Genomic DNA, 24,845 nt, shown 5'->3' on the forward strand with positions numbered 1-24,845 from the left:
GTGTGTGAAGAAGTGAAGGACGTGCACCTCATGCCGGGGACAGGCTTGCGGCTCATTTTACTGGCAGCAGGCATTTTTGCATTGGTGATGAATTGTCCTGCGTTCCGTCACACGGGGCTGGAAATCACATTTCTGGACGTAGGACAGGGAGACTGTGCCTTTGTGCGGACGGAAGATGGGAGAACCTGTCTGATCGATGGAGGCAGTAGTGATACCAAGAAGGTGGGGCGATATCAGATTGAGCCATTTCTCAAATGCAGAGGAGTGGGAAGGCTTGACTATGTATTTGTCAGTCACGGAGATCTGGATCATATCAATGGCCTGGAAGAGCTGCTTGAGCGGCAGCAGGAAGGTATAACTATTGGTTGTATGGTACTGCCGGAGCAGAAGTTATGGGATGAAAAGCTGGAACAGCTTTACGAGCTGGCGACATTCAATGGAATCCGTGTTGTAACAATACAGAAAGGTCAGGAGATTTCATGGGAAGATGTGACGCTTACCTGTCTGGAACCGTGTGCAGAGAGGTTTAAAGAAGCAAGTGGTGAGATATCGGGTAATGCAGCTTCTATGGTACTGGAATTACAGTATGGAGAGTTGAAGGTGCTGTTTACCGGAGATGTAGAAGGTGAGGGAGAGGATATATTGACAGAAGATATGAAGGAAGACTGTACGGTATTAAAAGTGGCTCATCATGGATCAAGAAATTCTACTTCAGAAGCATTTCTTAAGAAATCGGAACCGAGGCTTGCCATTATTTCAGCAGGACGGGAGAATCGGTATGGGCATCCACATGTGGAGACGATAGAACGGTTAACGGCGGAAGGATGCAGTATTTTGAATACGGCAGAATGCGGTGCGATTACTCTCAGACAGACTGGAAAAGAGGTGGTAAATTTGCGGATTATCCAGTATAATAGGTTCTATGAAAAGTTTGAATGAAGATATTAAGCAGGGACAATTTAAGAATATATATCTGCTGTACGGGGAAGAGGATTATCTGAAAAAGCAGTACAGGGACCGTCTGGTAAAAGCGATGCTGCCGGAGGGCGATACTGTGAATTATGCCCATTATGAAGGTAAGGGGCTTCCTGTCGGAGAAATCATTGATCTGGCTGAGACGATGCCGTTTTTTGCAGAACGCAGACTGATCGTGATCGAGGATTCCGGGCTGTTTAAGAGCAGTGCGGCGGAGTTTGCGGATTATATAAAGAATCTGCCGGAGACTACATGTTTTCTGTTTGTGGAGAATGAAATCGACAAGCGGAACAAGTTATACAAAACAGTGAAGGATAAAGGGCGCGTGGTAGAGATGGCGCGTCAGGATGAGAAGACGTTGACAATCTGGCTGATGGGACTGATCCGTAAGGAAGGCAAGCAGATCCGAGAGTCCACGATCCGGCACATCTTGGATCGGACAGGCACGGATATGAAGAATCTTGAGACAGAGATGGAGAAGCTTTTTACCTATACGATCGATCAGGATGAGATTACAGACGAGGATGTGGATGCGGTGTGTACCGCACAGATTGAAGGACATATTTTTGAAATGGTAGATGCAGTAGCGGTTGGGGATAAGAAGAAAGCCCTGGATTATTATTATGATCTGCTGGCACTTAAGGAGCCACCGATGCGTATCTTATACATGCTGACCAAGCAGTTCCGGTCACTTCTGGTGGTACAGTCACTGATGCGGCGGGGCATGGCACAGAAGCAGGTTGCTTCTGAAGCGGGGCTTCATCCATTTGTAGCAGGCAAATGCATGCGACAATGCCGAAGTTTCAGCCAGGATCAGCTAAGGGATATTCTGGAACTTGGAGTAGAATTGGAAACAGACGTTAAGACAGGGCGTATGAAGGATACGACTTGTGTGGAATTATTTATACTGTCTCCGCAGATCGGTGGACAGCAGAGAGCTTAGAACAGTTTGGCGAAGATAGAGCAGAAGAATTTAGAAGAAGATGGAAGGAAGATAAGAAAAACATGGCAGGAACAGACCAGAGTAAAATTCGTAACTTTTGTATTATAGCGCATATTGACCACGGGAAATCTACCCTGGCAGACCGTATTATTGAGATGACAGGACTTCTGACCAGCCGGGAGATGCAGGCGCAGGTACTGGATAATATGGATCTTGAGCGAGAACGTGGTATCACAATCAAGTCTCAGGCAGTGCGTACGGTGTATAAGGCGAAAGATGGGGAAGAGTATATCTTTAATCTGATCGACACTCCGGGACACGTAGACTTTAATTATGAGGTATCCAGAAGTCTGGCGGCCTGTGATGGCGCAATTCTTGTAGTAGATGCAGCGCAGGGCGTGGAAGCACAGACCCTCGCCAATGTATATCTGGCACTGGATCACGATCTGGATGTGATGCCTGTGATCAATAAGATTGATCTTCCGAGTGCAGAGCCGGAGCGTGTAATTGAAGAAATTGAAGATGTGATCGGTATTGAAGCAGAGGATGCACCACGTATTTCTGCCAAGACCGGACTGAATGTAGAGGAAGTACTGGAGCAGATCGTAGAGAAGATTCCGGCTCCGGGCGGAGATCCAAAGGCACCGCTGCAGGCACTGATCTTTGACTCTTTATATGATGCATATAAGGGAGTTATCGTATTTTGCCGGTTGATGGAAGGTACGATAAAGAAGGGTACGCCGATCCGCATGATGGCGACCGGAGCAGAGGCAGAGGTTGTTGAAGTGGGATATTTCGGAGCAGGACAATTTATTCCATGTGACGAACTGAGTGCAGGTATGGTAGGCTATGTGACCGCCAGTCTGAAGAATGTAAAGGACACTCGTGTGGGTGATACGATCACGAATGCGCAGGATCCTTGCGCAGAGCCATTGCCGGGATATAAGAAGGTGAATCCGATGGTATACTGCGGACTCTATCCGGCGGACGGAGCCAAGTATCCGGATCTTCGTGACGCACTGGAAAAGTTACAGTTAAATGATGCATCACTGCAGTTTGAGCCAGAGACATCAATTGCATTGGGATTTGGATTCCGCTGCGGCTTCCTGGGACTTTTGCATTTAGAGATCATTCAGGAGCGTCTGGAGAGAGAATATAATCTGGATCTGGTAACAACAGCACCGGGCGTTATTTACAAGGTGCATAAGACCAATGGAGAGGTCATGGATCTGACGAATCCGTCGAACCTGCCAGACCCATCTGAGATTGAATACATGGAAGAGCCGATGGTAAAGGCAGAGATCATGGTGACGTCAGAATATATCGGAACGATCATGGATCTGTGTCAGGAACGCAGAGGTATCTATCAGGGCATGGAATATATCGAAGAGACCAGAGCAGTATTGCATTATCATCTGCCGCTGAATGAGATCATTTACGATTTCTTTGATGCGCTGAAATCCCGTTCCAGAGGTTATGCATCGTTCGATTATGAGATGCTTGGCTATCAGCAGTCGAACCTTGTGAAACTGGATATTCTGATTAATAAAGAAACAGTGGATGCATTATCATTTATTGTATTCGAAGGCAGTGCCTATGAGCGCGGAAGAAAGATGTGTGAGAAGCTGAAAGAAGAGATTCCGAGACATCTCTTTGAGATTCCGATCCAGGCAGCAGTGGGAAGCAAGATCATTGCCAGAGAGACGGTAAAAGCGATGCGTAAGGACGTACTTGCCAAGTGCTATGGCGGTGATATTTCGCGTAAGCGTAAGCTGCTGGAGAAACAGAAGGAAGGTAAGAAGCGTATGCGTCAGGTGGGCAATGTAGAGATCCCGCAGGAAGCATTTATGAGTGTATTGAAGCTGGATGAGAATTAATGAAAAAAGAATTAGAATTATATCTGCATATTCCCTTTTGTGTAAGCAAATGTAAGTACTGTGACTTTCTGTCGGCACCATCTGGTGAAGAGCAACGGCAGATCTATGTCGAACGGTTATGCCGCAGGATCCGTTACTGGTCGGATGTGATACACAATTATGGATATGAGATCGTCAGTATATTTGTGGGCGGGGGAACTCCGTCCATTCTGACAGAAGCGCAGATCACGCAAGTTTTTGAAGCAGTTCATGAGAGCTTCCCAATCAGGGAAGACGCAGAGATCACGCTGGAAATGAATCCGGGAACCGATGTGAAAGATAAGCTTCCGGTGTATCGTGAGCTTGGAATCAATCGGCTGAGCATGGGGCTTCAGTCAGCAGATAATGAAGAATTGAAGTGTCTGGGACGAATCCACACCTACGAGGATTTCAGGCAGGTATATCAGTGGGCGAGAGAGGCTGGATTTACCAATATCAATGTGGATCTCATGTCGGCAATTCCGGGACAGACGCTGGAGAGTTATGAAGATACACTTCGAAAGGTAGCAGATCTCGAACCAGAACACATTTCTGCATACAGTCTGATCATTGAGGAAGGTACGCCGTTTTATGAGCGGTATGGGGAAGGCAGACACGCAGAAGAACTGCCGGATGAGGATATAGAACGGCAGATGTATGTGCGCACCGGAGAGATTCTGGAAGACTATGGTTATCATCGCTATGAGATCTCTAATTATGCGAAAGATGGTTATGAATGCAGGCACAATCTGGGTTATTGGGACAGGAAAGAATATCTGGGGCTTGGAGCAGGAGCTTCGTCACTGATGGATCATATCCGATGGAAGGAACCGGATCATATCGGACCGAGTACGGGACTGGTGTTGGAAGAGCGGGAAGACTTTACCAGACTCAGAAGGAAGGACGAGATGGAAGAATTCATGTTTCTGGGACTGCGTAAGATCAATGGAGTGTCGGAATATGATTTTTATAAGTCATTCAGAGTGTCGATGGACGAGATTTATAAAGAAAGTATAGAAAATTTGATAAAAGAGGGACTGCTAGTAAGAGAAGAGGATCGGATCCGACTGACAGACCGGGGAATTGATCTCAGTAATTATGCACTGAGTCAGTTCCTGTTAGGGGAATAAAAAACACAGCCACTGGAACTTCCATGGCTGTGTTTTTTACTTTACAGGAATTTGCTTTTCTGTAAAGTAAAAACCGCTCCGCGAGGATGCGCACTGCGGCGGATAAGGTAGATGTCGCAAGCGACCGCCGCAGGCGCGAGAATGTGCCAAGGCACATTCTTTGTTCTTGTATATTACCGTTCGTCTTTGTGAGCCAGAGCTGCCTCTACGAATCCGCGGAATAACGGATGCGGGCGGTTTGGTCTGGACTTCAGTTCCGGATGTGCCTGAGTGGCGATAAACCACGGATGTTCCGGAATCTCTACCATCTCTACGATACGTCCGTCCGGTGACAGCCCGGAGAGCATCATGCCTGCTTTTTCCAGCTGGTCACGGTAGTCATTATTAACCTCGTAACGATGACGATGACGTTCCTCGATATTTTCTGAACCATAGAGCTGATATGCCTTTGACTCCTTGTTCAGTACACATGGATAAGAACCAAGTCTCAGTGTACCACCGATATCCTCGATACCGATCTGATCCGGCATGATGTGAATGACAGGGTTCGTTGTCTGAGGATCAAGTTCTACGCTGTGTGCGTCTTTCAGTCCGACTACATCTCTTGCAAATTCTACGATGGAAAGCTGCATACCAAGACACAGTCCCAGGAATGGGAGACCGTGGGTTCTTGCATAGCGGATTGCCTCGATCTTACCATCGATACCGCGGTCGCCGAAACCTCCCGGTACCAGAATACCATCTACATCACTGAACAGCTCGTCCGCATTCTCAGGAGTCACTGTTTCAGAGTCAATCCATTTGATGTGTACCGTAGCACGGCTAAAGATACCGCCGTGTTTCAATGCCTCTACAACACTGATATAAGCATCGTGAAGCTGGATATATTTGCCGACCAGGGCAACAGTTACATCAGTATTCGGATGCTTCAGGTAGTCCACCATCTCTGTCCAGTCTTTCAGATCCGGTTCCGGGCATTCCAGGTGCAGACATTCGCAGACAGCACCGGCCAGATTCTCCTTTTCCATGGCGAGTGGTGCTTCATACAGATATTCTACGTCCAGATTCTGCAGTACGTGATTAGACGGTACATTACAGAACAGTGCGATCTTATCCTTGATGCCGTCAGTCAGCGGGTGTTCAGAACGGCAGACAAGGATGTCCGGCTGGATACCCATTCCCTGGAGATCTTTTACGCTGGCCTGGGTAGGCTTGGTTTTCATTTCCTGAGATGCACGCAGATAAGGAATCAATGTAACATGGATCAGGATGACATTCTCATGTCCTTTATCGTGTTGGAACTGACGGATTGCCTCCAGGAAAGGCTGGCTTTCGATATCGCCTACCGTGCCGCCGACCTCGATGATGGCAATCTCTGTATCCTTAGCAGCAGGATTCCGATGGAATCTGCTCTTGATTTCATTTGTAATATGAGGAATTACCTGTACGGTACCTCCGCCGTAATCACCGCGGCGTTCTTTGTGAAGTACAGACCAGTAGATCTTTCCAGTGGTAACATTGGAATTCTTGGTCAGGCTTTCATCTATAAAACGTTCATAATGTCCCAGGTCCAGGTCAGTCTCAGCTCCGTCATCGGTAACAAATACCTCGCCGTGCTGTACCGGGTTCATTGTGCCTGGGTCAATGTTAATATAAGGATCGAATTTCTGCATGGTTACTTTGTAACCGCGTGCTTTTAAAAGACGTCCCAGAGAAGCAGCTGTGATTCCTTTACCGAGTCCGGATACCACTCCGCCTGTAACAAATACGTATTTTACTGCCATGTGTTCCTCCTTCATATATATGCAGGGGATACCTGCATGTTATCTGATACTATAATACACCGGATTATTTGGCAAATACAGGATTTTTTTCAAATTTGGCTTCATAAGTTGCCTGGATAGACAACTTTTTAAACATTCTGCTGTCTACGTTGCTGACCATGACAGAAGTGTGCGCCTGACATCCTTTCAGCTTCGGAAGCTGTTTCAGAACTTCCTGGGCAGTAGGGTCTGTGGCAGCACTTACGGACAGTGCGATCAATATTTCGTCGGTGTGAAGCCTTGGATTCTTGCTTCCAAGATAATTAACTTTTAATCTCTGGATAGCTCAATCGCCTCCGGTGAAATGACTTTCCTCTCGTGATCAATACCGGCAAGTTCTTTTAATGCATTCAGAAGAAGTGCAGCTGATGCTCCCAGCAGATCGGATGTCTTGCCTGTGACGATACGTCCGTCTGGCAGTTCTAGCGCTGAGGCTGGTGCGCCGGTCTCTTCTGCACGTTTCAATGCGGCATCCACAACATGGCGGTCGTGAACGGTGATTCCGGTCTGATTCATCAGCATCTCGATCTTGTATACTTCATTCTCCGTACATGCGCCTAACAGAAATCTGCGGCGGGAATCGTAGTAGCGGCGGATGATCTCCTGACGGGATGCTTCTCTGCAGGCTTCGTCATCACTGATGCAGAAACCTGCCATATTAACGCCCATGTCAGTCGGTGACTTGTATGGGCTTTCACCATAAATGCGTTCAAATGTGGCACACAGTACCGGGAAGATCTCTACGTCACGATTGTAGTTAACGGTAGTCTCTCCATAAGCTTCCAGATGGAACGGATCGATCATGTTGATGTCGTTCAGGTCTGCGGTAGCTGCTTCATATGCCAGGTTGACCGGATGATTCAATGGGATATTCCAGATCGGGAATGTCTCGAATTTGGCGTAGCCGGCTCTTACCCCACGTTTGTGTTCATGATAGAGCTGTGAAAGGCAGGTCGCCATCTTTCCGCTTCCAGGTCCCGGTGCTGTGACAATGACTAAAGGATGCGTGGTCTCGATGTAATCATTCTTACCATATCCCTCGTCGCTGACGATCAGTGGGACATTAGCCGGATATCCCGGTATTAAATAATGAATATACACTTTGATGCCAAGACGCTCCAGACGCTGCTTGAAGAGATCAGCGGCAGTCTGTCCGGCATATTGGGTAATGACAACACTTCCCACATAAAGACCTGAATTCATATAAGCTTCACGAGGCGGATTACATCGGTATCGTAGGTTATCCCCAGATCTCCACGTACCTTATTCTTTTCAATGTCTCCGGCACTGATGACGATAACGATCTCAGCCTGGTCGGCCAGTTCTTTTAACATGCGCAGTTTGCTGTCCGGCTGAAAGCCTGGCAGTACTCTGGATGCATGGTAGTCATCAAAAAGCTTGCCTCCGAATTCCAGATACAGTTTGTTGTCAAAGTGGCTGATACGCTCACGGATGTGAGCAGACTGCATTTCCAGATACTTGTCGTTGTCAAATCCTAATTTCATTTGTATATTCCTCTTCCCCAATGTTATTGCTTTATCCTGCTGATAAAAACTCCAAATCCAAGTATACTACAAATTATATCCTGTTTACAATATTTTCATAAATTATTTGTTGATTTTAAATGGGTCGATATTTATAATTAGAACTGATAAACACAGGAGGACCACTATACTATGGATAATCAGAATAACAGAAATAGTAATAGAAATAATCAGAATGATAATAAGAATAACAAACCGGACAGACAGGGTGTCTCCTTTGTCCTGCTGATCGCGTTGATTACTACATTTCTGGTGCTGTCACTCTATCAGTTCCAGAAGACATCATCTGCAGAAGAGATTACGTATGACAAGTTTCTGAACATGATCAAGCATCACAAGGTGCAGGAAGTTACGATTTCCAGTGACAAGATCATGATCAAGGCCAAGAAGGAAAAAGGCGAGACTACAGCGAAGGAATATTATACCGGAGTTGTGGATGATAATACCCTTTCCGAACGACTGTATGAGGCAGGTATTAAATATGAACAGGAGATACCGGATACGACTTCGATGATGGTATTGAATGTGATTGCGACCTTCCTGCCGGTCGTACTGATCGTGGCGATGTTCTACTGGAGCTTCAAGCGGATGTCTAAGGGTGGAGGCATGATGGGTATTGGCAAGAGCAATGCCAAGATGTATGTAGAAAAAGAGACCGGCGTTACATTTAAGGATGTAGCGGGACAAGACGAAGCGAAGGAATCTTTGCAGGAAGTCGTAGATTTCCTGCATAACCCTGGCAAATACACCGGTGTGGGAGCGAAGCTTCCGAAGGGAGCCCTGTTAGTAGGACCTCCGGGAACCGGTAAGACACTGCTTGCGAAGGCAGTAGCGGGAGAGGCGAAGGTGCCGTTTTTCTCGCTGTCAGGATCAGCATTTGTGGAAATGTACGTAGGTGTAGGTGCATCCAGAGTGCGCGACCTGTTTAAGCAGGCACAGCAGATGGCACCATGTATTATTTTTATCGACGAGATCGATGCTATCGGTAAGAGCCGTGATAATCAGTTGGGTGGCAATGATGAACGCGAGCAGACCCTGAACCAGTTACTGGCTGAGATGGACGGATTTGATACGAACAAGGGACTGTTGCTTCTGGCAGCAACGAACCGTCCGGAGATTCTGGATCCGGCTCTTCTGAGACCGGGACGTTTCGACCGTCGTATCATCGTAGAACGTCCGGATCTGAAGGGACGTGTAGAGGTGCTGAAAGTACATGCCAAGGATGTGCGTATGGATGAGACAGTGGATCTGGAAGAGATCGCACTGGCAACTTCCGGAGCAGTTGGTTCAGACCTTGCCAATATGATCAACGAGGCTGCGATCAATGCAGTTAAACATGGAAGGAATGCAGTATCGCAGAAAGACCTCTTTGAGGCTGTCGAAGTGGTACTGGTTGGTAAAGAAAAGAAAGACCGCATTATGAGTCAGGAAGAGCGACGTATCGTATCTTACCACGAGGTAGGACATGCACTGGTAAGTGCTCTCCAGAAGGATTCAGAGCCTGTACAAAAGATTACTATCGTACCGAGAACCATGGGTGCTCTCGGATATGTAATGCAGACACCGGAGGAAGAGAAGTTCCTGAATACCAAGAAAGAGCTGGAAGCAATGCTTGTCGGAATGCTTGGTGGACGTGCTGCGGAAGAGATTGTGTTTGATACGGTTACTACAGGTGCTTCGAATGATATTGAGAAGGCAACCAAGATTGCACGTTCCATGATCACACAGTATGGTATGAGCGAAAAGTTCGGACTGATTGGACTGGAATCTATTCAGAACCGTTATCTGGACGGAAGAGCCGTTATGAACTGTGGAGAGGCTACAGCAGCTGAGATCGATCAGGAAGTAATGGAGATGCTGAAGAAAGCATACGATGAAGCGAAACGTCTTCTTACAGAGCATAGAGAGGCTCTGGATAAGATCGCAGCATTCTTGATTGAGAAAGAGACTATTACCGGTAAGGAATTCATGAAGATTTTCCATGAAGTGGAAGGCATTGATCCGGATGCGCCGAAGAAGACCGAAGAGCGTATTGGTATGAAAACAGTACCGGGACGTGAGAAAGCAGTTGAAGCAGATCTGGTAGCAGAGAAGACAGTGGCAGAAGATACACCGGAAGAAAAGACGGTGCCTGAGACGTCGTCATCAGCCGATGTAGAATAAGATAAAAGGTATATGGGGAGAAAGCATTTGCTTTCTCCCTTTTCAGTATATGGGAAGATGATGTAGAATAGAGAATATGGAGAGGGGAAAGAGAGGCAGACAGATGTTTGATATACAGGAAGAATTGAAAAAGCTTCCGGGAAAACCGGGCGTATATCTGATGCATGGCGAGAAAGACGAGATTATCTATGTGGGTAAAGCAATCAGTCTGAAGAACAGGGTGCGGCAGTATTTTCAATCCAGCAGGAATAAAGGGCCGAAGATTGAACAGATGGTAACGCATATTACCAGATTTGAATATATCATCACAGATTCGGAGCTGGAAGCTCTGGTGCTGGAGTGTAATCTGATCAAGGAGCACAGACCGAAATATAATACTATGCTGATGGATGACAAGAGTTATCCATTTATTAAAGTGACGGTGCAGGAGCCATTTCCGAGGATCATGATGGCAAGACAGATGAAGAAGGATAAGGCGAAGTACTTTGGACCGTATACCAGTGTAGGAGCGGTGAGAGATACGATTGAGCTGATCCGGAAACTGTATAAGATCCGTAGCTGCAATCGGAGACTTCCGCGTGATATCGGGCTAGAGAGACCATGCCTGAATTATCATATCCATCAGTGTGGTGCACCTTGTCAGGGGTATGTGGATCAGCAGGAATACCGGGAATCCATCGATCAGGTACTGCAGTTTCTGAACGGCAATTATGATCTGATCCTGGGAGACCTGCAGCGTAAGATGGAAGAGGCGTCGGAGGCAATGGAATATGAACGGGCGATTGAATACCGGGATCTCCTGCAGAGTGTACAGAAAATCGCGCAGAAGCAGAAGATTACGGATACGGCCGGGGATGACAGAGATATTGTGGCAATGGCGAAGGATCTGGAGGATGCAGTCGTGCAGGTATTCTTTGTGCGTAATGGCAGACTGATCGGCAGAGATCACTTCTTCCTGCGACTGACAGGAGAGGAGACCAAGAGCGAGATCCTGTCCAGCTTTATCAAACAGTTCTATGCAGGTACATCGTATCTGCCGGCGGAACTGATGATGCAGGAAGAGCCGAGAGATATGGAGTTGCTGGAAGAATGGCTGACAGAAAAACGGGGGCATAAGGTACACATCCGGGTGCCGAAGAAAGGATCCAAGGAAAAGCTGGTCGAACTGGCACAGAGGAATGCGGCGTTGATCCTGACGAAGGATAAGGAACGCTTGAAGCGGGAAGAGGGTCGAACAATCGGTGCGGTTAAGGAGATTGAAAATCTGCTTGGAATGAAAGAGGTTGTGCGTATGGAAGCCTATGACATTTCCAATATCAGCGGCTATGCATCGGTAGGATCCATGGTTGTGTATGAGAAAGGACGGCCGAAGCGCAGTGACTATCGTAAGTTCCGGATTAAGAGCGTGCAGGGACCGGATGATTATGCCAGCATGGAAGAGGTGCTGACACGCCGGTTTGAACATGGCAGAAGGGAACGTGAAGAAGGAAGCATGGAGAACAGCTTTACTGCATTTCCAGATCTGATCCTGATGGACGGCGGACGCGGTCAGGTAAATATTGCATTGGAAGTATTAGATAAATTACGGATCCATATTCCGGTATGCGGTATGGTAAAGGACGATAATCACAGAACGAGAGGGCTGTATTATAATAATGTGGAGATTCCGATCGACCGTAATTCGGAAGGATTTAAGCTGATCACGAGGATTCAGGATGAAGCACATCGCTTTGCAATTGAGTATCACAGGAAGCTTAGAGGACAGGGACAGGTGCATTCTGTACTGGATGATATACCAGGTATCGGACCTGCCAGAAGAAAGGATCTGATGCGGAGATTTCCGGGACTGGAAGCTATCCGCAATGCGGATGTGGAGACACTGAAAGAACTGCCGTCTATGAACGAAGCAGCGGCCGAATCTGTCTACAATTTTTTCCATCCCAAGGTGTAAGACGGAGGGAAGTATGATATAATAAACGTTAACGAGCGCAAATCTTTTTGTGCCATTCTATTATGGAACGAACATCAAAAGATACAGGAGGAAATAATTATGCCCAGAATAGAAATGTCTAAGCTTGTGGAGAAGATGGATCTTAAGAATCTGACACCGGATGTGGATCTGTCAGGTATTTATCTGGAAGAACCAGAAGTGAACCGTCCGGCATTACAGCTGACCGGCTATTTTGATCATTTTGACAATCAGCGTATCCAGATCATCGGATATGTAGAGTATACATTTCTGGAACGGATGGACCCGGAAGAAAAGGAGCGGATCTATGATCAGCTTCTTGCATGCCGTATTCCGTGTCTGATCTTCTGCAGAAATATGAGGCCGGATAAGATACTGGTGGAGAAAGCAGAAAAAGCTGATATTCCGGTATTTATTACAGAAAAGGTAACCTCCGCATTCATGGCAGAAGTAATACGCTGGCTGAATGTACAGCTTGCACCGTGTATTTCCATTCATGGTGTGTTGGTGGATGTATATGGTGTCGGTGTGCTGATTACAGGAGAAAGTGGTATTGGTAAAAGTGAGGCAGCTCTGGAGCTGATCAAGCGAGGTCATCGTCTGGTCAGTGATGATGTGGTAGAAATCCGCAGAGTCAGCGATGATACTCTGGTGGGTACAGCACCGGATATCACAAGGCATTTCATCGAGCTGCGGGGTATCGGTATTGTAGATGTTAAGACATTGTTTGGTGTCTTAAGTGTACGCGAGACACAGAATATTGATCTCGTAATCCGTCTGGAAGACTGGAACCGTGAAAAAGCATACGAACGCCTGGGACTGGAAGAGGAGTACACAGAGTTCCTTGGCAATAAAGTCGTATGTCATCAGCTTCCGATCCGTCCGGGACGTAATCTGGCGATTATCGTAGAGACCGCTGCAATTAACCACAGACAGAAGCAGATGGGTTATAATGCAGCTCAGGAGCTGTACAAGCGTGTAGAGGAAAGTATGACTAAGAAAGGAAAATAAAAGGATGAGATATTGTATGGGTGTGGATGTCGGGGGCACCAGTGTGAAGCTTGGTCTCTTCGAGACAGAGGGCAAACTGCTGGACAAGTGGGAAATTCCGACCAGGAAGGAGAATCATGGGGAACAGATTCTTCCGGATGTGGCAGCATCGATTCTGAAGAAATTAGAGGAGAGGAAGATCCGGAGAGAAGATGTGGCCGGAGTAGGAATGGGAATCCCTGCACCGGTTGATTCAGAAGGTGTTGTACAGCAGACAGCGAATGTCGGCTGGGGATATAAGGAAGTTACAAGAGAACTCAGCGAACTGCTTGACGGTATGCGGGTAGAAGCCGGGAATGACGCCAATGTAGCTGCTATGGGCGAGATGTGGCTGGGGGCCGGAAGAGGCGAGAAAAATGTTGTCATGGTAACCCTTGGCACAGGTGTTGGCGGTGGTGTGATCGTGAATGGTCATATGATTGTCGGGCAACATGGCGCGGGCGGCGAGATCGGACATATCTGTGTGAACCGTGAGGAAGAGGATGCCTGTGGATGTGGACTGCATGGATGTCTGGAACAGTACGCATCTGCAACTGGAATTGCAAAGCTGGCAAGAAAGGCCTTGAGTGGGGAACATGAAGAGACTGTGCTTCATGGAGAACCAAGTGCCAAAGATGTGTTTGATGCAGTAAAAGCGGGAGATGCACTTGCAACTCGCATTGCGGATGAATTCGGACGATATCTTGGAGCGGCATTGGCGAGTCTTGCTGTAGTGGTGGATCCGGCAGTGTTTGTGATCGGTGGCGGTGTGTCAAAAGCAGGTCCGGTATTGATTCCGTTTGTGGAAAAGGAATTCCAGAAGAGAGCATTCTTTGCGAATAAAGATACGAAGATTGTATTAGCTGAACTTGGCAATGATGCAGGTATCTGTGGAGCTGCAAGGTTGATTTTGAATTAAATACACGATACATAAAAGGAGTGAAGTTCCAATTGAACTTCACTCCTTTTGAGTTAACTTTTAAATTTGTAGATACCTCTCAGATTCGGTAAGAGCAGTCTCGCAGAAGGCTGTTCCGGAGTTGGTGTCTCTCCACCTCCGTTTTCACCGCCACCAGTATTACCACCGGTATTGCCGCCAGTGTTGCCACCAGTGTTACCACCAGAATTACCGCCAGTGTTACCACCAGTGTTACCACCAGAATTACCGCCAGTGTTACCACTGTTATCAGTGTTACCGGTGCTGCCGGAATTATTTTCACTGTTATCGGTTGATTCTTCGTCTGAAGAGTCACTTTCTTCATAATAATTACCGTGTCCCGGACAGGTCTCATCAGGTACAGAACCTTTTGCAAAATATTCCGTTACTGTCGGGCAGGATGGTCTTGCCAGATATCCGGTGATCGAGCATACAGATTTCTTTTCTACACTGGAAGGCATGGTAAAATCTTTTTCTTCCAGATTTGCATGAACTCTGCTCATAATGCTTTTCCAGATTCGGAAACGATACTGGGTATCGATACCTGTCAGTGACTTGTTCTCGTCGTATCCGCCCCATACTGCACAGGTGTAATATGGAGTGAATGCACAGAACCAGAGGTCCTGATCGTGGTCAGTAGTACCGGTCTTACCGGCTACCGGCATGTTGTCAAGTTGTGCATTACGTCCGGTACCGCTGGTAACAACGTCTTCCATGGCACTGGTGAGCAGTGCGGCAGTGGAATCCTTAATCACGGTCTTAGTCTCTTTATTACCTTCCAGAAGAACATTACCGTCATGGTCAAGGATCTTGGTATAAAGAGTTGGCGTGTTGTATACGCCGCCGTTAGCAATCGTTGCAAATGCTCCGCAGAGCTGATAGTTATATACACCGTTAGTCAGACCACCAAGTGCGATGGATTCTACTTTGTCAGAATCCTCCAGGGTGGTGATCCCGAAATTCTTAGCATACTGATATCCCAGTGCAGGTGTTACTTCGTCAATTGTCTTAACAGCGCATACATTCTGTGACTGTTCAATGGCTTTTCTCATGGTAATGTCACCAAGATAACTTCCGGATGCATTCTTCAGAGAAGCCCCATTGGAATAATGCCATGGTTCATCGCGGATGATGGTTGCCAGTGTCTGACCACATGCATCCAGCGCAGGCGCGTAAGTGGAAAGAATCTTGAAACATGATCCCGGCTGTCTAGGGGAACCCTTGTATGCACGGTTCAGGCTCAGGCTGGATGTTTTGGTGCCACGTCCGCCGACCATTGCTTTGATCTGTCCGTTGGATTGATCCATCAGTGTGACAGATGCCTGAGGCTGTGGAGTAAGAGTAAGGTTCTCTACGTAAGTGTCACCTTCCTGTGCAATGGTGGATTTCCATTCCTCTACAAAGGCTCTTGCTTCATCCTCAGAAGAATAAAGCAGTCCCTGCTTGTCACCTTTGACATTCTTCGCATAGTTACGCAGGTCGTTGGAGCCGTAATTTTCAACCGTTCCATCGGCACGGGTTACTGTCAGTGCGTAGGCAATACCAACTTCTGTCAGCCATGGATAGTTTTCTGAATTATTCATTTCTTCATCGCAGATCTTCTGCATCTCTACATTCTGAGTAGAGTAAATGCTGAGTCCACCGCTGTACAGTGCATTGTATGCCTGTGTCTCAGAGTAGCCGAGACGATCCATCAGATCACTTACTACCTGTTCGGACAATGCATCTACAAAGTAGCTGTTTGGAGAATCCTGTCCAATCTCACTGTTAACAGTCTGGATTCTGGCATATACATCATCTGCCATTGCCTCATCGTAGGCAGTCTGATCAATATATCCCTGCTTCAGCATATTGCCCAGAACCTTTTTTCGTCTCTTTGCATTGGCTTCCGGCTGAGTGACCGGATCATAACCGGATGGATTCTGAGTAATACCTGCGATTACTGCCGATTCCGAAAGCGTAAGTTCGGATACATCCTTATTAAAATAGCGTTTGGAAGCAGCCTGAACACCCAGTGTGTTCTGTCCAAGGTTAATTGTGTTCATATAACACTCCAGGATTTCATCTTTGGACATCTGCTTTTCAATCTTCAGGGCAAGGTACTGCTCCTGGATCTTACGTTCCAGTTTTTCAGAAAATGTATTTTCAGATACGAAGTTCGGGAATACGTTGTTCTTGATCAGCTGTTGGGTAAGAGTACTGGCACCCTCACTGAAGTTACCACCGTGTGCGACACCCACAACGAAGGCACGCAGGATACCCTGTGGGTCAATTCCCTTATGATCATAGAAACGTTCGTCCTCAATTGCGACAAATGCATGCTGCAGATCAGTTGGTATCTCATCAATCGACTTGTAGATACGGTTGGAGCCTGATGCAACGAAACGTTCCAGCTCTGTGGTTCCGTCATCTGCATACACAAAAGTAGTATAGCCACTTGGACGTACATCATCCGGAGAGATGTCGGGCGAGTCGTTGATGATCTTTTTTACAAAGATGAGGCCGCCTACTCCCACACTTACACAGGCGACAAGTATCAAAAGCAAAAAGGCCTTGAATAATCGCACTCCCATGCGTTTTCCCTGCATGGTACCTTTGGAGGTGATTTCTTTTTGCCTTTTTGAAGCTTTTCGTCTTCCATAATTCATGAATTTAGCCTCCTTTATCCACAGTATTATACCAAACTTGATAATTTAAATAAAGAAAAAATTAAAATCTTCATATTTATGTAGGAAAATCTTAATAAATCCGTTATAGTAGTATTCAGGACAAGAAGGAAAGGTGAAAATATGCCAGAAGAATACAAGTTGGCCTACAGAGGCGGAACAGGTGAAATTGTAGAAAAAAAGTCTCGTTTTATCGCAGATGTAATGCCGGTGTCAAGTGAAGATGAAGCACAGGCATTTATTGCTGATATTAAAAAGAAATACTGGGATGCCAGACATCACTGCTTTGCATATGTGATCGGTGACCGACATGAACTTGCCAGATTCAGTGATGACGGAGAGCCGGGAGGTACGGCGGGAAAGCCGATGTTAGATGTGCTGATGGGAGAGGATATCCATAATGTAGCAGTGGTAGTGACCAGATATTTTGGAGGTACACTGCTTGGTACGGGAGGACTGGTAAGAGCATATTCCGGAGCAACGAAAGAGGGACTGGCCCATTCACAGATTATATCCCGGATTCGGGGAATAAAGCTTTCCGTAGATACCGAGTACGGAGACCTTGGTAAGATTCAATATATATTAGGGGAGCGAAAGATTACCATTCTGGATTCTGTGTACACAGACAAAGTGCAATTGACCTGCGTGATTCCTGTAGAGGAACTTACTGCGGTACAGGAAGAGATTACAGAAGGGACGGGAGCAAGAGCTCCATGGAAGAGATAGGAGCCTGCTTTTATGCAGAGATAAATGGACAGATAAAAATCCTGGAGAAATGATCTCCAGGATTTTTGATATCAGGGATTATCTCTGAACGATTATGCATATTGTTTACTGAAATTCAGGCTCGATCAGACCAAATGTACCGTTCTTTCTCTTGTACACGACATTAACTTCTTCTGTCTCTGCGTTAGAGAATACGAAGAAATCGTGTCCGAGAAGTTCCATCTGTACACAAGCATCTTCAGGGAACATTGGCTTGATACCAAACTTCTTGGTGCGCACGATCTGAATCTCGTCATTGCTGTCGATGGCAGGTTCTTCTTCAAAGAATTCCTGCTTGAAAGCTCCGCCTTCCTGATGCCTTGCTATCAGTTTGTTTTTATATTTGCGAAGTTGACGCTCGATCACTTCTTCTACGAGGTCAATGGATACATACATATCTGTGCTTGTCTGCTCAGAACGGATGATATCACCTTTGACCGGAATGGTTACCTCGATCTTCTGACGGTCTTTTTCAACGCTTAAGGTTACGATGATTTCTGTGTCAGGTGTAAAATACCTCTCCAGCTTACCAAGCTTATTGATGACGCTGTCTTTCAGACCAGGGGTTACTTCGATGTTCTTTCCACTGATGATAAAATTCATAAAATCCACTCCTTTAACAGTGATTTTCAGAAAAATAAAATGTCTGACAATTGATACTTCAAACAACAATCTTTCTGATATGTTGAGTATAGCACGTTTGTCAGACATTGTATAGTTTTTATTTATTTTCTTTTTCACTCTTTTTGTCGCCTTCGTCATCGGTATCGGCAGAGAGTACATGAGTGGTAAACAGGAACTTTCTTGTGGCGAACAGTACGGCAATGGCGCATACACCGATCAGGCTGGTAATCGCTGAGGTGTGGTCGATAATGACCTGCCTTGCCAGTGCAAATACCAGCAGTTCGAATACCATATCAGAAGTGTGATAATACATCATGCGGATCAGTTCTACACAGATTATCAGGTTCATGCTGTAAGAAAGGAGATGCTCATATGCTTCGAACGGATCAGCATCCATCAGGTGAAAGATGGAACAGATCAGACGGAAGCAGAGGAGCCCGGTGCCGATCAGCATGGCTATGGTGATGATCATTTCCAGTGCATAAGCAAGACTGGAAATGATAAGAGTACATTTTTCTTTCATAGGCATCCTCCACAGATTAACTCTGTTTCATGTTAGCACGCTTACGGAGTCTTGGATCCAGGATTTTCTTGCGGATACGAAGACTCTTAGGTGTTACCTCCAGTAATTCATCGGTGTCGATGAAGTCCAGAGCTTCTTCCAGACTCAGTACCTTTGGTGTGGTCAGACGAAGCGCGTCATCAGCACCAGATGAACGGGTGTTGGTCAGGTGCTTGGTCTTGCATACATTTACTTCGATGTCGTCAGTCTTGCCATTCTGTCCGATGACCATACCGGAGTATACTTTTTCACCAGCACCGATGAAGAGAGTACCACGTTCCTGAGCATTGAACAGACCGTAAGTAACAGATTCTCCGGTCTCGAATGAGATCAGGGAGCCCTGTTTACGATACTGGATGTCGCCCTTGTATGGAGCATATCCGTCGAACAGTGTGTTCATGATACCATTTCCCTTGGTGTCAGTCATGAATTCGCCACGGTAACCGATCAGACCACGGGCAGGGATAGAAAATTCCAGACGGGTATAAGCACCGCTGCTGGCATCCATGTTGCGAAGTTCACCTTTTCGCTGACCTAATTTCTCAATGACAGTTCCGGTAAATTCGTCCGGTACGTCAATATATGCAAGTTCCATTGGCTCCAGAAGTTTGCCTTTTTCATCTTTTTTGTACAGAACCTCAGCTTTACTTACTGCAAATTCATATCCTTCACGGCGCATATTCTCGATCAGGACAGACAGGTGAAGCTCACCACGTCCGGATACTTTAAAACTATCCATATTGTCTGTCTCTTCTACGCGGAGGCTGACGTCAGTATTCAACTCGCGCATCAGACGGTCACGAATGTGACGGGAAGTTACGTATTTACCTTCCTGACCTGCGAGTGGACTGTCGTTTACGATAAACTGCATTGCAATCGTAGGCTCAGAGATTTTCTGGAATGGGATTGCCTGCGGATTCTCCGGTGAGCACAAGGTATCACCAATGGAAATGTCTGAGATACCGGATACAGCCACGATAGAACCGATGGTAGCTTCCTTGACATCAATCTTGTCCAGTCCGTCGAATTCGTACAGCTTACTGATACGTACCTTTTCCTGGCGATCCGGATTGTGTTCATTGACTACGACCATATCCTGGTTTACACGGATGGTTCCGTTATCAACTTTACCGATTCCGATACGTCCTACGTATTCGTTATAATCGATGGTGCTGATCAGTACCTGTGTGCCGGCTTCCGGATCACCTTCTGGTGCAGGAATATAGTCCAGAATCGTCTCGAACAGTGGAATCATGTTGTCCGGGCTGTCATCCAGCTCCAGGATCGCGTAACCATTTTTAGCGGAAGCGTATACGAATGGGCATTCAAGCTGCTCCTCGTCAGCATCCAAATCGATAAAGAGTTCCAGTACTTCATCGATGACTTCCTCCGGTCTTGCTTCCGGACGATCGATCTTATTGATGCACACGATAACCGGCAGTTTCAGTTCCAGAGCTTTGCGCAGTACAAACTTGGTCTGTGGCATGGCACCTTCAAATGCATCTACTACCAGAACAACACCATTTACCATCTTGAGAACACGCTCTACCTCGCCGCCGAAGTCGGCATGTCCCGGTGTGTCGATGATATTGATTTTGGTATCTTTATAATATACGGCGGTGTTCTTGGAGAGGATGGTAATACCACGCTCGCGTTCGATGTCGTTGGAGTCCATGACACGTTCCGCAACTTCCTGATTCTCACGGAATACACCACTCTGTTTCAGCAATTCATCCACAAGTGTCGTCTTGCCATGATCGACATGGGCAATGATCGCGATATTGCGGACGTCTTCTCTTTTTTGTCTCATAAATATCTTCCTTTACAATTCAATACTTTTACCTATTTAATGTGTTCAACTTTAGTATTGTATCATATTTTTTTGAAATTACAACTACTAATCAAAGAAAAGAAAAACCGGAAGAAAAGCAGTTCTAAAGAGAAATGTGAATGCATAAACTAGGTATTACCCCGGTGAATGACAGAGTAATGCCGGGAGACAAAGAAGCCTGAAATACATTTCGGAGGAAGGGAGAATTACATTGATGTCAGATAAGATTATTGAAAACAACCAGGTGACAATTATCGGAGAGATCGCAGGAAAATTTGTATTCAGCCATGAGGTTTTCGGAGAAGGCTTTTATATGGTAGATGTGTTGGTCAGACGACTCAGTAACTCGGAAGATCAGATTCCGCTTATGATCTCAGAGAGACTTTTGGATGTGACGCAGGACTATACGGGTGAATACATTATGGTAAATGGACAGTTCCGTTCCTATAATCGTCACGAAGAGCAGAAGAACCGGCTGATCTTGTCGGTATTTGTGCGGGAAGTGGAATTTATCAGTGAGGAACCGGACGGTGCTAAGACGAATTCAGTGCTGCTTGATGGCTATATCTGTAAACAGCCGATCTATCGAAAAACACCGTTAGGACGTGAGATCGCAGATCTGTTACTGGCAGTTAACAGACCATATGGTAAGTCGGATTATATTCCGTGTATCTGTTGGGGACGCAATGCAAGGTACGCTTCCGCTTTTGAGGTAGGAGAGCATGTACAGGTGCTTGGAAGGATTCAAAGCAGAGAGTATGTGAAACGTCTGTCAGAGACTGAGACAGAGAAACGGACGGCTTATGAAGTATCTGTCAGCAAGCTGGAATGTATGGATGATGCAGAGGAATGATAAAGATTAAATTCGCTCCGGTCACAGAGACGCCATAATCGCTCCATTGACACGAAAAAAGAATAATGTTAAAATTTCGTACATATATAAATATTCAGCAGTTCAGGAGGGATAATATGGCAATATTTACAGGCGCAGGAGTGGCACTGGTCACACCTTTTCATGAAGATGGAAGCGTTAATTATGACAAATTAGATGAGCTGATTGATTACCATTGCGAACATGGTACAGACAGTATTATTATATGTGGAACAACAGGAGAATCTTCTACTTTATCGGAAGAAGAACATATGGAGTGCATCCGCTTCGCGGTAGAACGTACCAGGAAGAGACTTCCGGTAATTGCAGGTACCGGTTCCAACGCTACTTATACAACGATTGATATGTCGAAAGAAGCAGTAGAGTATGGCGTAGACGGACTTCTTCTGGTGACACCATATTATAACAAAGCGACACAGGATGGCTTGATCGCACACTATAAGGCAGTTGCAAAGGAAGCAAAGGCTCCGATCATTATGTACAGCGTAGCCAGCCGTACAGGCATGAATATTGCTCCTGAGACGGTAGCAACACTGGTAAAAGAGACGGATAATATCGTAGCGATCAAAGAAGCATCCGGTAATATCAGCCAGGTGGCTAAGATCATGAATCTGACAGACGGAAAGATAGATCTGTATTCCGGTAATGATGATCAGATTGTTCCGCTTCTTTCATTGGGTGGTATTGGTGTGATCTCGGTACTCTCTAATGTAGCCCCACAGTATACACACGATATCTGTGCGAAGTTCTTTGAGGGAGATGTAAAGGCTGCATGTGATATGCAACTTAAGGCGATTCCGTTGATTGAGCAGTTATTCTGTGAGGTGAATCCGATCCCGGTTAAGAAGGCAGTGAACCTGATGGGAATGGAATGCGGAGGACTTCGTATGCCTCTGACAGATATTTCAGCAGAGCATGAGAAGAGCCTGGCAAAAGCCATGAAGGATTTTGGTATTCAGCTTGTATAAGTGAGTTAATAAGTCATATAACAAGGACAGACGGCGGGATGATCGCCCTCTGTCCTTACATAGCATATAGGAGGATTCTGATGATAAAAGTATTAATGCATGGATGTAACGGCAAGATGGGACAGGTAGTCAGCCGCATGGTGGATGAGACAGAAGGAATGGAACTGGCTGCAGGTGTGGACAGATTCCTTGGAAGAGAGAATCCATATCCGGTATTTGAAAGCGTGGAAGCGTGTGATGTGCCGGTAGATGTAGTGATCGATTTTTCCAATGCGGCAGCAGTAGATGACCTGCTGGAAGCATGTGCGAAGAAAGGGCTACCGGTGGTTCTGTGTACTACAGGACTGAGTGAAGAACAGATAGCAAAGGTTAAGAAGACTTCGGAAAAAGTTGCAGTGCTTCGTTCTGCTAATATGTCTCTGGGAGTGAACCTGTTGATGAAGCTTCTGAAGGATGCATCTAAGGTGCTTGCTCCGGCAGGATATGACATTGAGATCGTAGAGAAACATCACAATCAGAAAGTAGATGCACCGAGCGGTACAGCACTGGCGCTGGCAGATTCTATCAATGAAGCGATGGACAATGTATACTCATATACCTACGATAGAAGTCAGGAGAGAAAGAAACGTTCTGATAAGGAAATTGGTATCGCGGCAGTACGCGGCGGTACGATCGTAGGCGAACATGAAGTAATCTACGCCGGTGAAGATGAAGTGATCGAATTCAAACATACTGCATATTCCAAAGCTATTTTTGCAAAGGGAGCAGTGTCCGCAGCAGCATTTCTGGCAGGAAAAGAGCCGGGACTTTATGATATGTCAGATGTGATCCAGTTCTAGTTTTCCAGATACTTCCATTCATGGAATGAGCCTGATATGGTATATATTCTTAAAAAATGCAGATATTACTGGTACCAAGTATTACTTGATTATCAAAGAATATACATGAAAGGGAGATTTAATCTATGAAACAGTTAAAGAAAACGCTGGCAATTCTGCTGTGTGCAGGATTGATGTGTGGACTTACCGGTTGTGGAAACAGTGGCGATGCTGCAGATAACGGCACGGTAAATGATGGCACAATTGATGATGCCGGTGATGCGATTCGGGACGGTGCCGATGATGCTGGTGATGCAATCCGGGACGGTGTCGACGATGCTGGTGATGCAGTTCGTGACGGCGCAGATGATCTGGATGGCGATGTGCAGAACAACAACAGTGATAACAGAACTAACAGATAAGAGAGTTAAGCAGACGGAGGATGTGCTCCTCCGTCTGTCTTTATATAAGGAAAAAGATTGGGAGAAAGAGAATGCGGTTCAGACCATGTATCGATATACATAATGGAAAGGTGAAACAGATTGTGGGCGGAAGCCTGAAAGATGCCGGAGATCAGGCAGAAGAGAATTATATTTCGGAACAGGACAGTACCTTTTATGCAAAAATGTACAAAAAGGACAATTTGAGAGGTGGACACATTATCCTGCTGAATCCGGCAGGATCCGAATACTACGAGGCAACCCGTAAGCAGGCACTGGCAGCACTTCAAGCATTCCCAGGAGGGATGCAGATCGGTGGCGGTGTGACAGCGGAGAATGCAAAAGAATATCTGGATGCAGGAGCAAGCCACGTGATTGTGACATCTTATGTGTTCCGAGAAGGAAGAATCCGTTGGGACAGGCTAGAACAACTTCTGCAGGTAACAGGGAGGGAGCATCTGGTTCTGGATCTCAGCTGCAGGAAGCGGGAAGATGGTGCATATTATATTGTGACTGACCGTTGGCAGACATTTACGGATGAGAAGCTTACTTCGGAACTCATGGGAAAGCTTGGCGCTTATTGTGATGAATTTCTGATCCATGGTGTAGATGTGGAAGGAAAATCAGCGGGTGCACCGGAGGATCTGGTGAGCATTCTGGCATCCTGTGAGGGGCGACCGATTACTTATGCGGGAGGAATCGGAACTCTGGAAGATCTGGAACGATTCCGAGTGCAGTCCGGAGGAAAACTGGATTTTACCATTGGCAGCGCTTTGGACCTTTTTGGCGGAAAGGTTGCTTACAATGTTGTTAAGAATTATTATTAAGAATGATAGCGGGAGTCTGATGCCCTGAATCTGTACGGTTGATC

The 24,845-nt window shown here is 46.2% G+C and carries 19 protein-coding genes and 1 pseudogene; 14 read left to right on the top strand and 6 right to left on the bottom strand.

Going from position 1 to position 24,845, the window contains the following annotated elements; translation table 11 throughout:
- Nucleotides 1-87 precede the first annotated feature (87 nt).
- The 4 genes from DXA18_RS12165 (at nt 88) to hemW (ending at nt 4,943) form a co-directional block, all read left to right on the top strand.
- Nucleotides 88-939, top strand: coding sequence for a ComEC/Rec2 family competence protein (locus DXA18_RS12165; protein ID WP_243007125.1), 852 nt, complete (start codon nt 88-90; stop codon nt 937-939).
- Nucleotides 923-1,918: a DNA polymerase III subunit delta gene (gene holA, locus DXA18_RS12170; RefSeq protein WP_118384122.1), complete on the top strand. Its 996-nt coding sequence runs from the start codon at nt 923-925 to the stop codon at nt 1,916-1,918. The genes DXA18_RS12165 and holA overlap by 17 nt, the downstream gene beginning before the upstream one ends.
- 62 nt (nt 1,919-1,980) lie before the next feature.
- On the top strand, nt 1,981-3,795 hold the full coding sequence (gene lepA / locus DXA18_RS12175; protein ID WP_118384142.1) for a translation elongation factor 4: 1,815 nt from the start codon (nt 1,981-1,983) through the stop codon (nt 3,793-3,795).
- Nucleotides 3,795-4,943 (top strand): radical SAM family heme chaperone HemW, encoded by a 1,149-nt coding sequence (hemW, locus tag DXA18_RS12180; RefSeq protein ID WP_118384123.1) that lies wholly within the window; start codon nt 3,795-3,797, stop codon nt 4,941-4,943. The genes lepA and hemW overlap by 1 nt, the downstream gene beginning before the upstream one ends.
- 173 nt (nt 4,944-5,116) lie before the next feature.
- Here the strand turns inward: hemW and DXA18_RS12185 are convergent, their stop codons facing one another.
- Nucleotides 5,117-6,727 (bottom strand): CTP synthase, encoded by a 1,611-nt coding sequence (locus DXA18_RS12185; RefSeq protein ID WP_118384124.1) that lies wholly within the window; start codon nt 6,725-6,727, stop codon nt 5,117-5,119.
- Nucleotides 6,728-6,791: 64 nt separating this feature from the next.
- A pseudogene (locus tag DXA18_RS17475) lies at nt 6,792-8,271 on the bottom strand (DUF1846 domain-containing protein).
- 171 nt (nt 8,272-8,442) lie between these two features.
- Here DXA18_RS17475 and ftsH point away from each other — a divergent pair.
- The 4 genes from ftsH (at nt 8,443) to DXA18_RS12210 (ending at nt 14,390) form a co-directional block, all read left to right on the top strand.
- The gene (gene ftsH / locus DXA18_RS12195; RefSeq protein WP_118384125.1) at nt 8,443-10,473 is read left to right on the top strand and encodes an ATP-dependent zinc metalloprotease FtsH; all 2,031 of its coding nucleotides are present in this window, start codon (nt 8,443-8,445) and stop codon (nt 10,471-10,473) included.
- Between the two features lie 103 nt (nt 10,474-10,576).
- Complete coding sequence (uvrC, locus tag DXA18_RS12200) at nt 10,577-12,424, top strand: excinuclease ABC subunit UvrC (protein ID WP_118384143.1); 1,848 nt, start codon at nt 10,577-10,579, stop codon at nt 12,422-12,424.
- A 99-nt stretch (nt 12,425-12,523) separates the two neighbouring features.
- Nucleotides 12,524-13,453 carry an HPr(Ser) kinase/phosphatase gene (gene hprK / locus DXA18_RS12205; protein WP_118384126.1) on the top strand — a complete coding sequence of 310 codons (930 nt, stop codon included), beginning with the start codon at nt 12,524-12,526 and terminating at the stop codon, nt 13,451-13,453.
- 4 nt (nt 13,454-13,457) lie between these two features.
- Nucleotides 13,458-14,390, top strand: coding sequence for an ROK family glucokinase (locus DXA18_RS12210; protein WP_118384127.1), 933 nt, complete (start codon nt 13,458-13,460; stop codon nt 14,388-14,390).
- Nucleotides 14,391-14,443: 53 nt separating this feature from the next.
- Here the strand turns inward: DXA18_RS12210 and DXA18_RS12215 are convergent, their stop codons facing one another.
- Complete coding sequence (locus DXA18_RS12215) at nt 14,444-17,056, bottom strand: transglycosylase domain-containing protein (protein WP_118384128.1); 2,613 nt, start codon at nt 17,054-17,056, stop codon at nt 14,444-14,446.
- A gap of 141 nt (nt 17,057-17,197) precedes the next feature.
- Here DXA18_RS12215 and DXA18_RS12220 point away from each other — a divergent pair, with 141 nt between their 5' ends.
- Nucleotides 17,198-17,800: a YigZ family protein gene (locus DXA18_RS12220; RefSeq protein WP_118384129.1), complete on the top strand. Its 603-nt coding sequence runs from the start codon at nt 17,198-17,200 to the stop codon at nt 17,798-17,800.
- Between the two features lie 105 nt (nt 17,801-17,905).
- Here the strand turns inward: DXA18_RS12220 and hpf are convergent, their stop codons facing one another.
- The 3 genes from hpf to typA form a co-directional block, all read right to left on the bottom strand.
- Nucleotides 17,906-18,442, bottom strand: a complete 537-nt coding sequence (gene hpf, locus DXA18_RS12225; protein ID WP_118384144.1) for a ribosome hibernation-promoting factor, HPF/YfiA family — start codon at nt 18,440-18,442, stop codon at nt 17,906-17,908.
- A 118-nt stretch (nt 18,443-18,560) separates the two neighbouring features.
- Nucleotides 18,561-18,986, bottom strand: a complete 426-nt coding sequence (locus DXA18_RS12230; RefSeq protein ID WP_118384130.1) for a hypothetical protein — start codon at nt 18,984-18,986, stop codon at nt 18,561-18,563.
- Nucleotides 18,987-19,002: 16 nt separating this feature from the next.
- Nucleotides 19,003-20,835 (bottom strand): translational GTPase TypA, encoded by a 1,833-nt coding sequence (gene typA / locus DXA18_RS12235; RefSeq protein ID WP_118384131.1) that lies wholly within the window; start codon nt 20,833-20,835, stop codon nt 19,003-19,005.
- 235 nt (nt 20,836-21,070) lie between these two features.
- Between typA and DXA18_RS12240 the strand changes: the two genes are divergently transcribed.
- The 5 genes from DXA18_RS12240 to hisA all read left to right on the top strand — a co-directional run bounded on the left by DXA18_RS12240 (nt 21,071) and on the right by hisA (nt 24,801).
- Nucleotides 21,071-21,709: a single-stranded DNA-binding protein gene (locus tag DXA18_RS12240; RefSeq protein WP_118384132.1), complete on the top strand. Its 639-nt coding sequence runs from the start codon at nt 21,071-21,073 to the stop codon at nt 21,707-21,709.
- A gap of 116 nt (nt 21,710-21,825) precedes the next feature.
- Nucleotides 21,826-22,716, top strand: a complete 891-nt coding sequence (dapA, locus tag DXA18_RS12245) for a 4-hydroxy-tetrahydrodipicolinate synthase (protein WP_118384133.1) — start codon at nt 21,826-21,828, stop codon at nt 22,714-22,716.
- Nucleotides 22,717-22,796: 80 nt separating this feature from the next.
- Nucleotides 22,797-23,555 (top strand): 4-hydroxy-tetrahydrodipicolinate reductase, encoded by a 759-nt coding sequence (dapB, locus tag DXA18_RS12250; RefSeq protein ID WP_118384134.1) that lies wholly within the window; start codon nt 22,797-22,799, stop codon nt 23,553-23,555.
- Nucleotides 23,556-23,680: 125 nt separating this feature from the next.
- The gene (locus DXA18_RS12255) at nt 23,681-23,956 is read left to right on the top strand and encodes a hypothetical protein (RefSeq protein ID WP_118384135.1); all 276 of its coding nucleotides are present in this window, start codon (nt 23,681-23,683) and stop codon (nt 23,954-23,956) included.
- Nucleotides 23,957-24,027: 71 nt separating this feature from the next.
- Nucleotides 24,028-24,801: a phosphoribosylformimino-5-aminoimidazole carboxamide ribotide isomerase gene (gene hisA / locus DXA18_RS12260; RefSeq protein WP_118384136.1), complete on the top strand. Its 774-nt coding sequence runs from the start codon at nt 24,028-24,030 to the stop codon at nt 24,799-24,801.
- Nucleotides 24,802-24,845 lie beyond the last annotated feature (44 nt).

It is taken from the genome of Dorea sp. AM58-8 (assembly GCF_003464045.1).
Lineage (GTDB): Bacteria > Bacillota > Clostridia > Lachnospirales > Lachnospiraceae > Claveliimonas > Claveliimonas ammoniilytica.

Excerpts from the sequence above, each read along its gene's own strand:
- DXA18_RS12165 (WP_243007125.1), top strand. The coding sequence starts at position 88 with ATGAATTGTCCTGCGTTCCGTCACACGGGGCTGGAAATCACATTTCTG.
- holA (WP_118384122.1), top strand. The coding sequence starts at position 923 with ATGAAAAGTTTGAATGAAGATATTAAGCAGGGACAATTTAAGAATATA.
- lepA (WP_118384142.1), top strand. The coding sequence starts at position 1,981 with ATGGCAGGAACAGACCAGAGTAAAATTCGTAACTTTTGTATTATAGCG.
- hemW (WP_118384123.1), top strand. The coding sequence starts at position 3,795 with ATGAAAAAAGAATTAGAATTATATCTGCATATTCCCTTTTGTGTAAGC.
- DXA18_RS12185 (WP_118384124.1), bottom strand. The coding sequence starts at position 6,727 with ATGGCAGTAAAATACGTATTTGTTACAGGCGGAGTGGTATCCGGACTC.
- ftsH (WP_118384125.1), top strand. The coding sequence starts at position 8,443 with ATGGATAATCAGAATAACAGAAATAGTAATAGAAATAATCAGAATGAT.
- uvrC (WP_118384143.1), top strand. The coding sequence starts at position 10,577 with ATGTTTGATATACAGGAAGAATTGAAAAAGCTTCCGGGAAAACCGGGC.
- hprK (WP_118384126.1), top strand. The coding sequence starts at position 12,524 with ATGCCCAGAATAGAAATGTCTAAGCTTGTGGAGAAGATGGATCTTAAG.
- DXA18_RS12210 (WP_118384127.1), top strand. The coding sequence starts at position 13,458 with ATGAGATATTGTATGGGTGTGGATGTCGGGGGCACCAGTGTGAAGCTT.
- DXA18_RS12215 (WP_118384128.1), bottom strand. The coding sequence starts at position 17,056 with ATGAATTATGGAAGACGAAAAGCTTCAAAAAGGCAAAAAGAAATCACC.
- DXA18_RS12220 (WP_118384129.1), top strand. The coding sequence starts at position 17,198 with ATGCCAGAAGAATACAAGTTGGCCTACAGAGGCGGAACAGGTGAAATT.
- hpf (WP_118384144.1), bottom strand. The coding sequence starts at position 18,442 with ATGAATTTTATCATCAGTGGAAAGAACATCGAAGTAACCCCTGGTCTG.
- DXA18_RS12230 (WP_118384130.1), bottom strand. The coding sequence starts at position 18,986 with ATGAAAGAAAAATGTACTCTTATCATTTCCAGTCTTGCTTATGCACTG.
- typA (WP_118384131.1), bottom strand. The coding sequence starts at position 20,835 with ATGAGACAAAAAAGAGAAGACGTCCGCAATATCGCGATCATTGCCCAT.
- DXA18_RS12240 (WP_118384132.1), top strand. The coding sequence starts at position 21,071 with ATGTCAGATAAGATTATTGAAAACAACCAGGTGACAATTATCGGAGAG.
- dapA (WP_118384133.1), top strand. The coding sequence starts at position 21,826 with ATGGCAATATTTACAGGCGCAGGAGTGGCACTGGTCACACCTTTTCAT.
- dapB (WP_118384134.1), top strand. The coding sequence starts at position 22,797 with ATGATAAAAGTATTAATGCATGGATGTAACGGCAAGATGGGACAGGTA.
- DXA18_RS12255 (WP_118384135.1), top strand. The coding sequence starts at position 23,681 with ATGAAACAGTTAAAGAAAACGCTGGCAATTCTGCTGTGTGCAGGATTG.
- hisA (WP_118384136.1), top strand. The coding sequence starts at position 24,028 with ATGCGGTTCAGACCATGTATCGATATACATAATGGAAAGGTGAAACAG.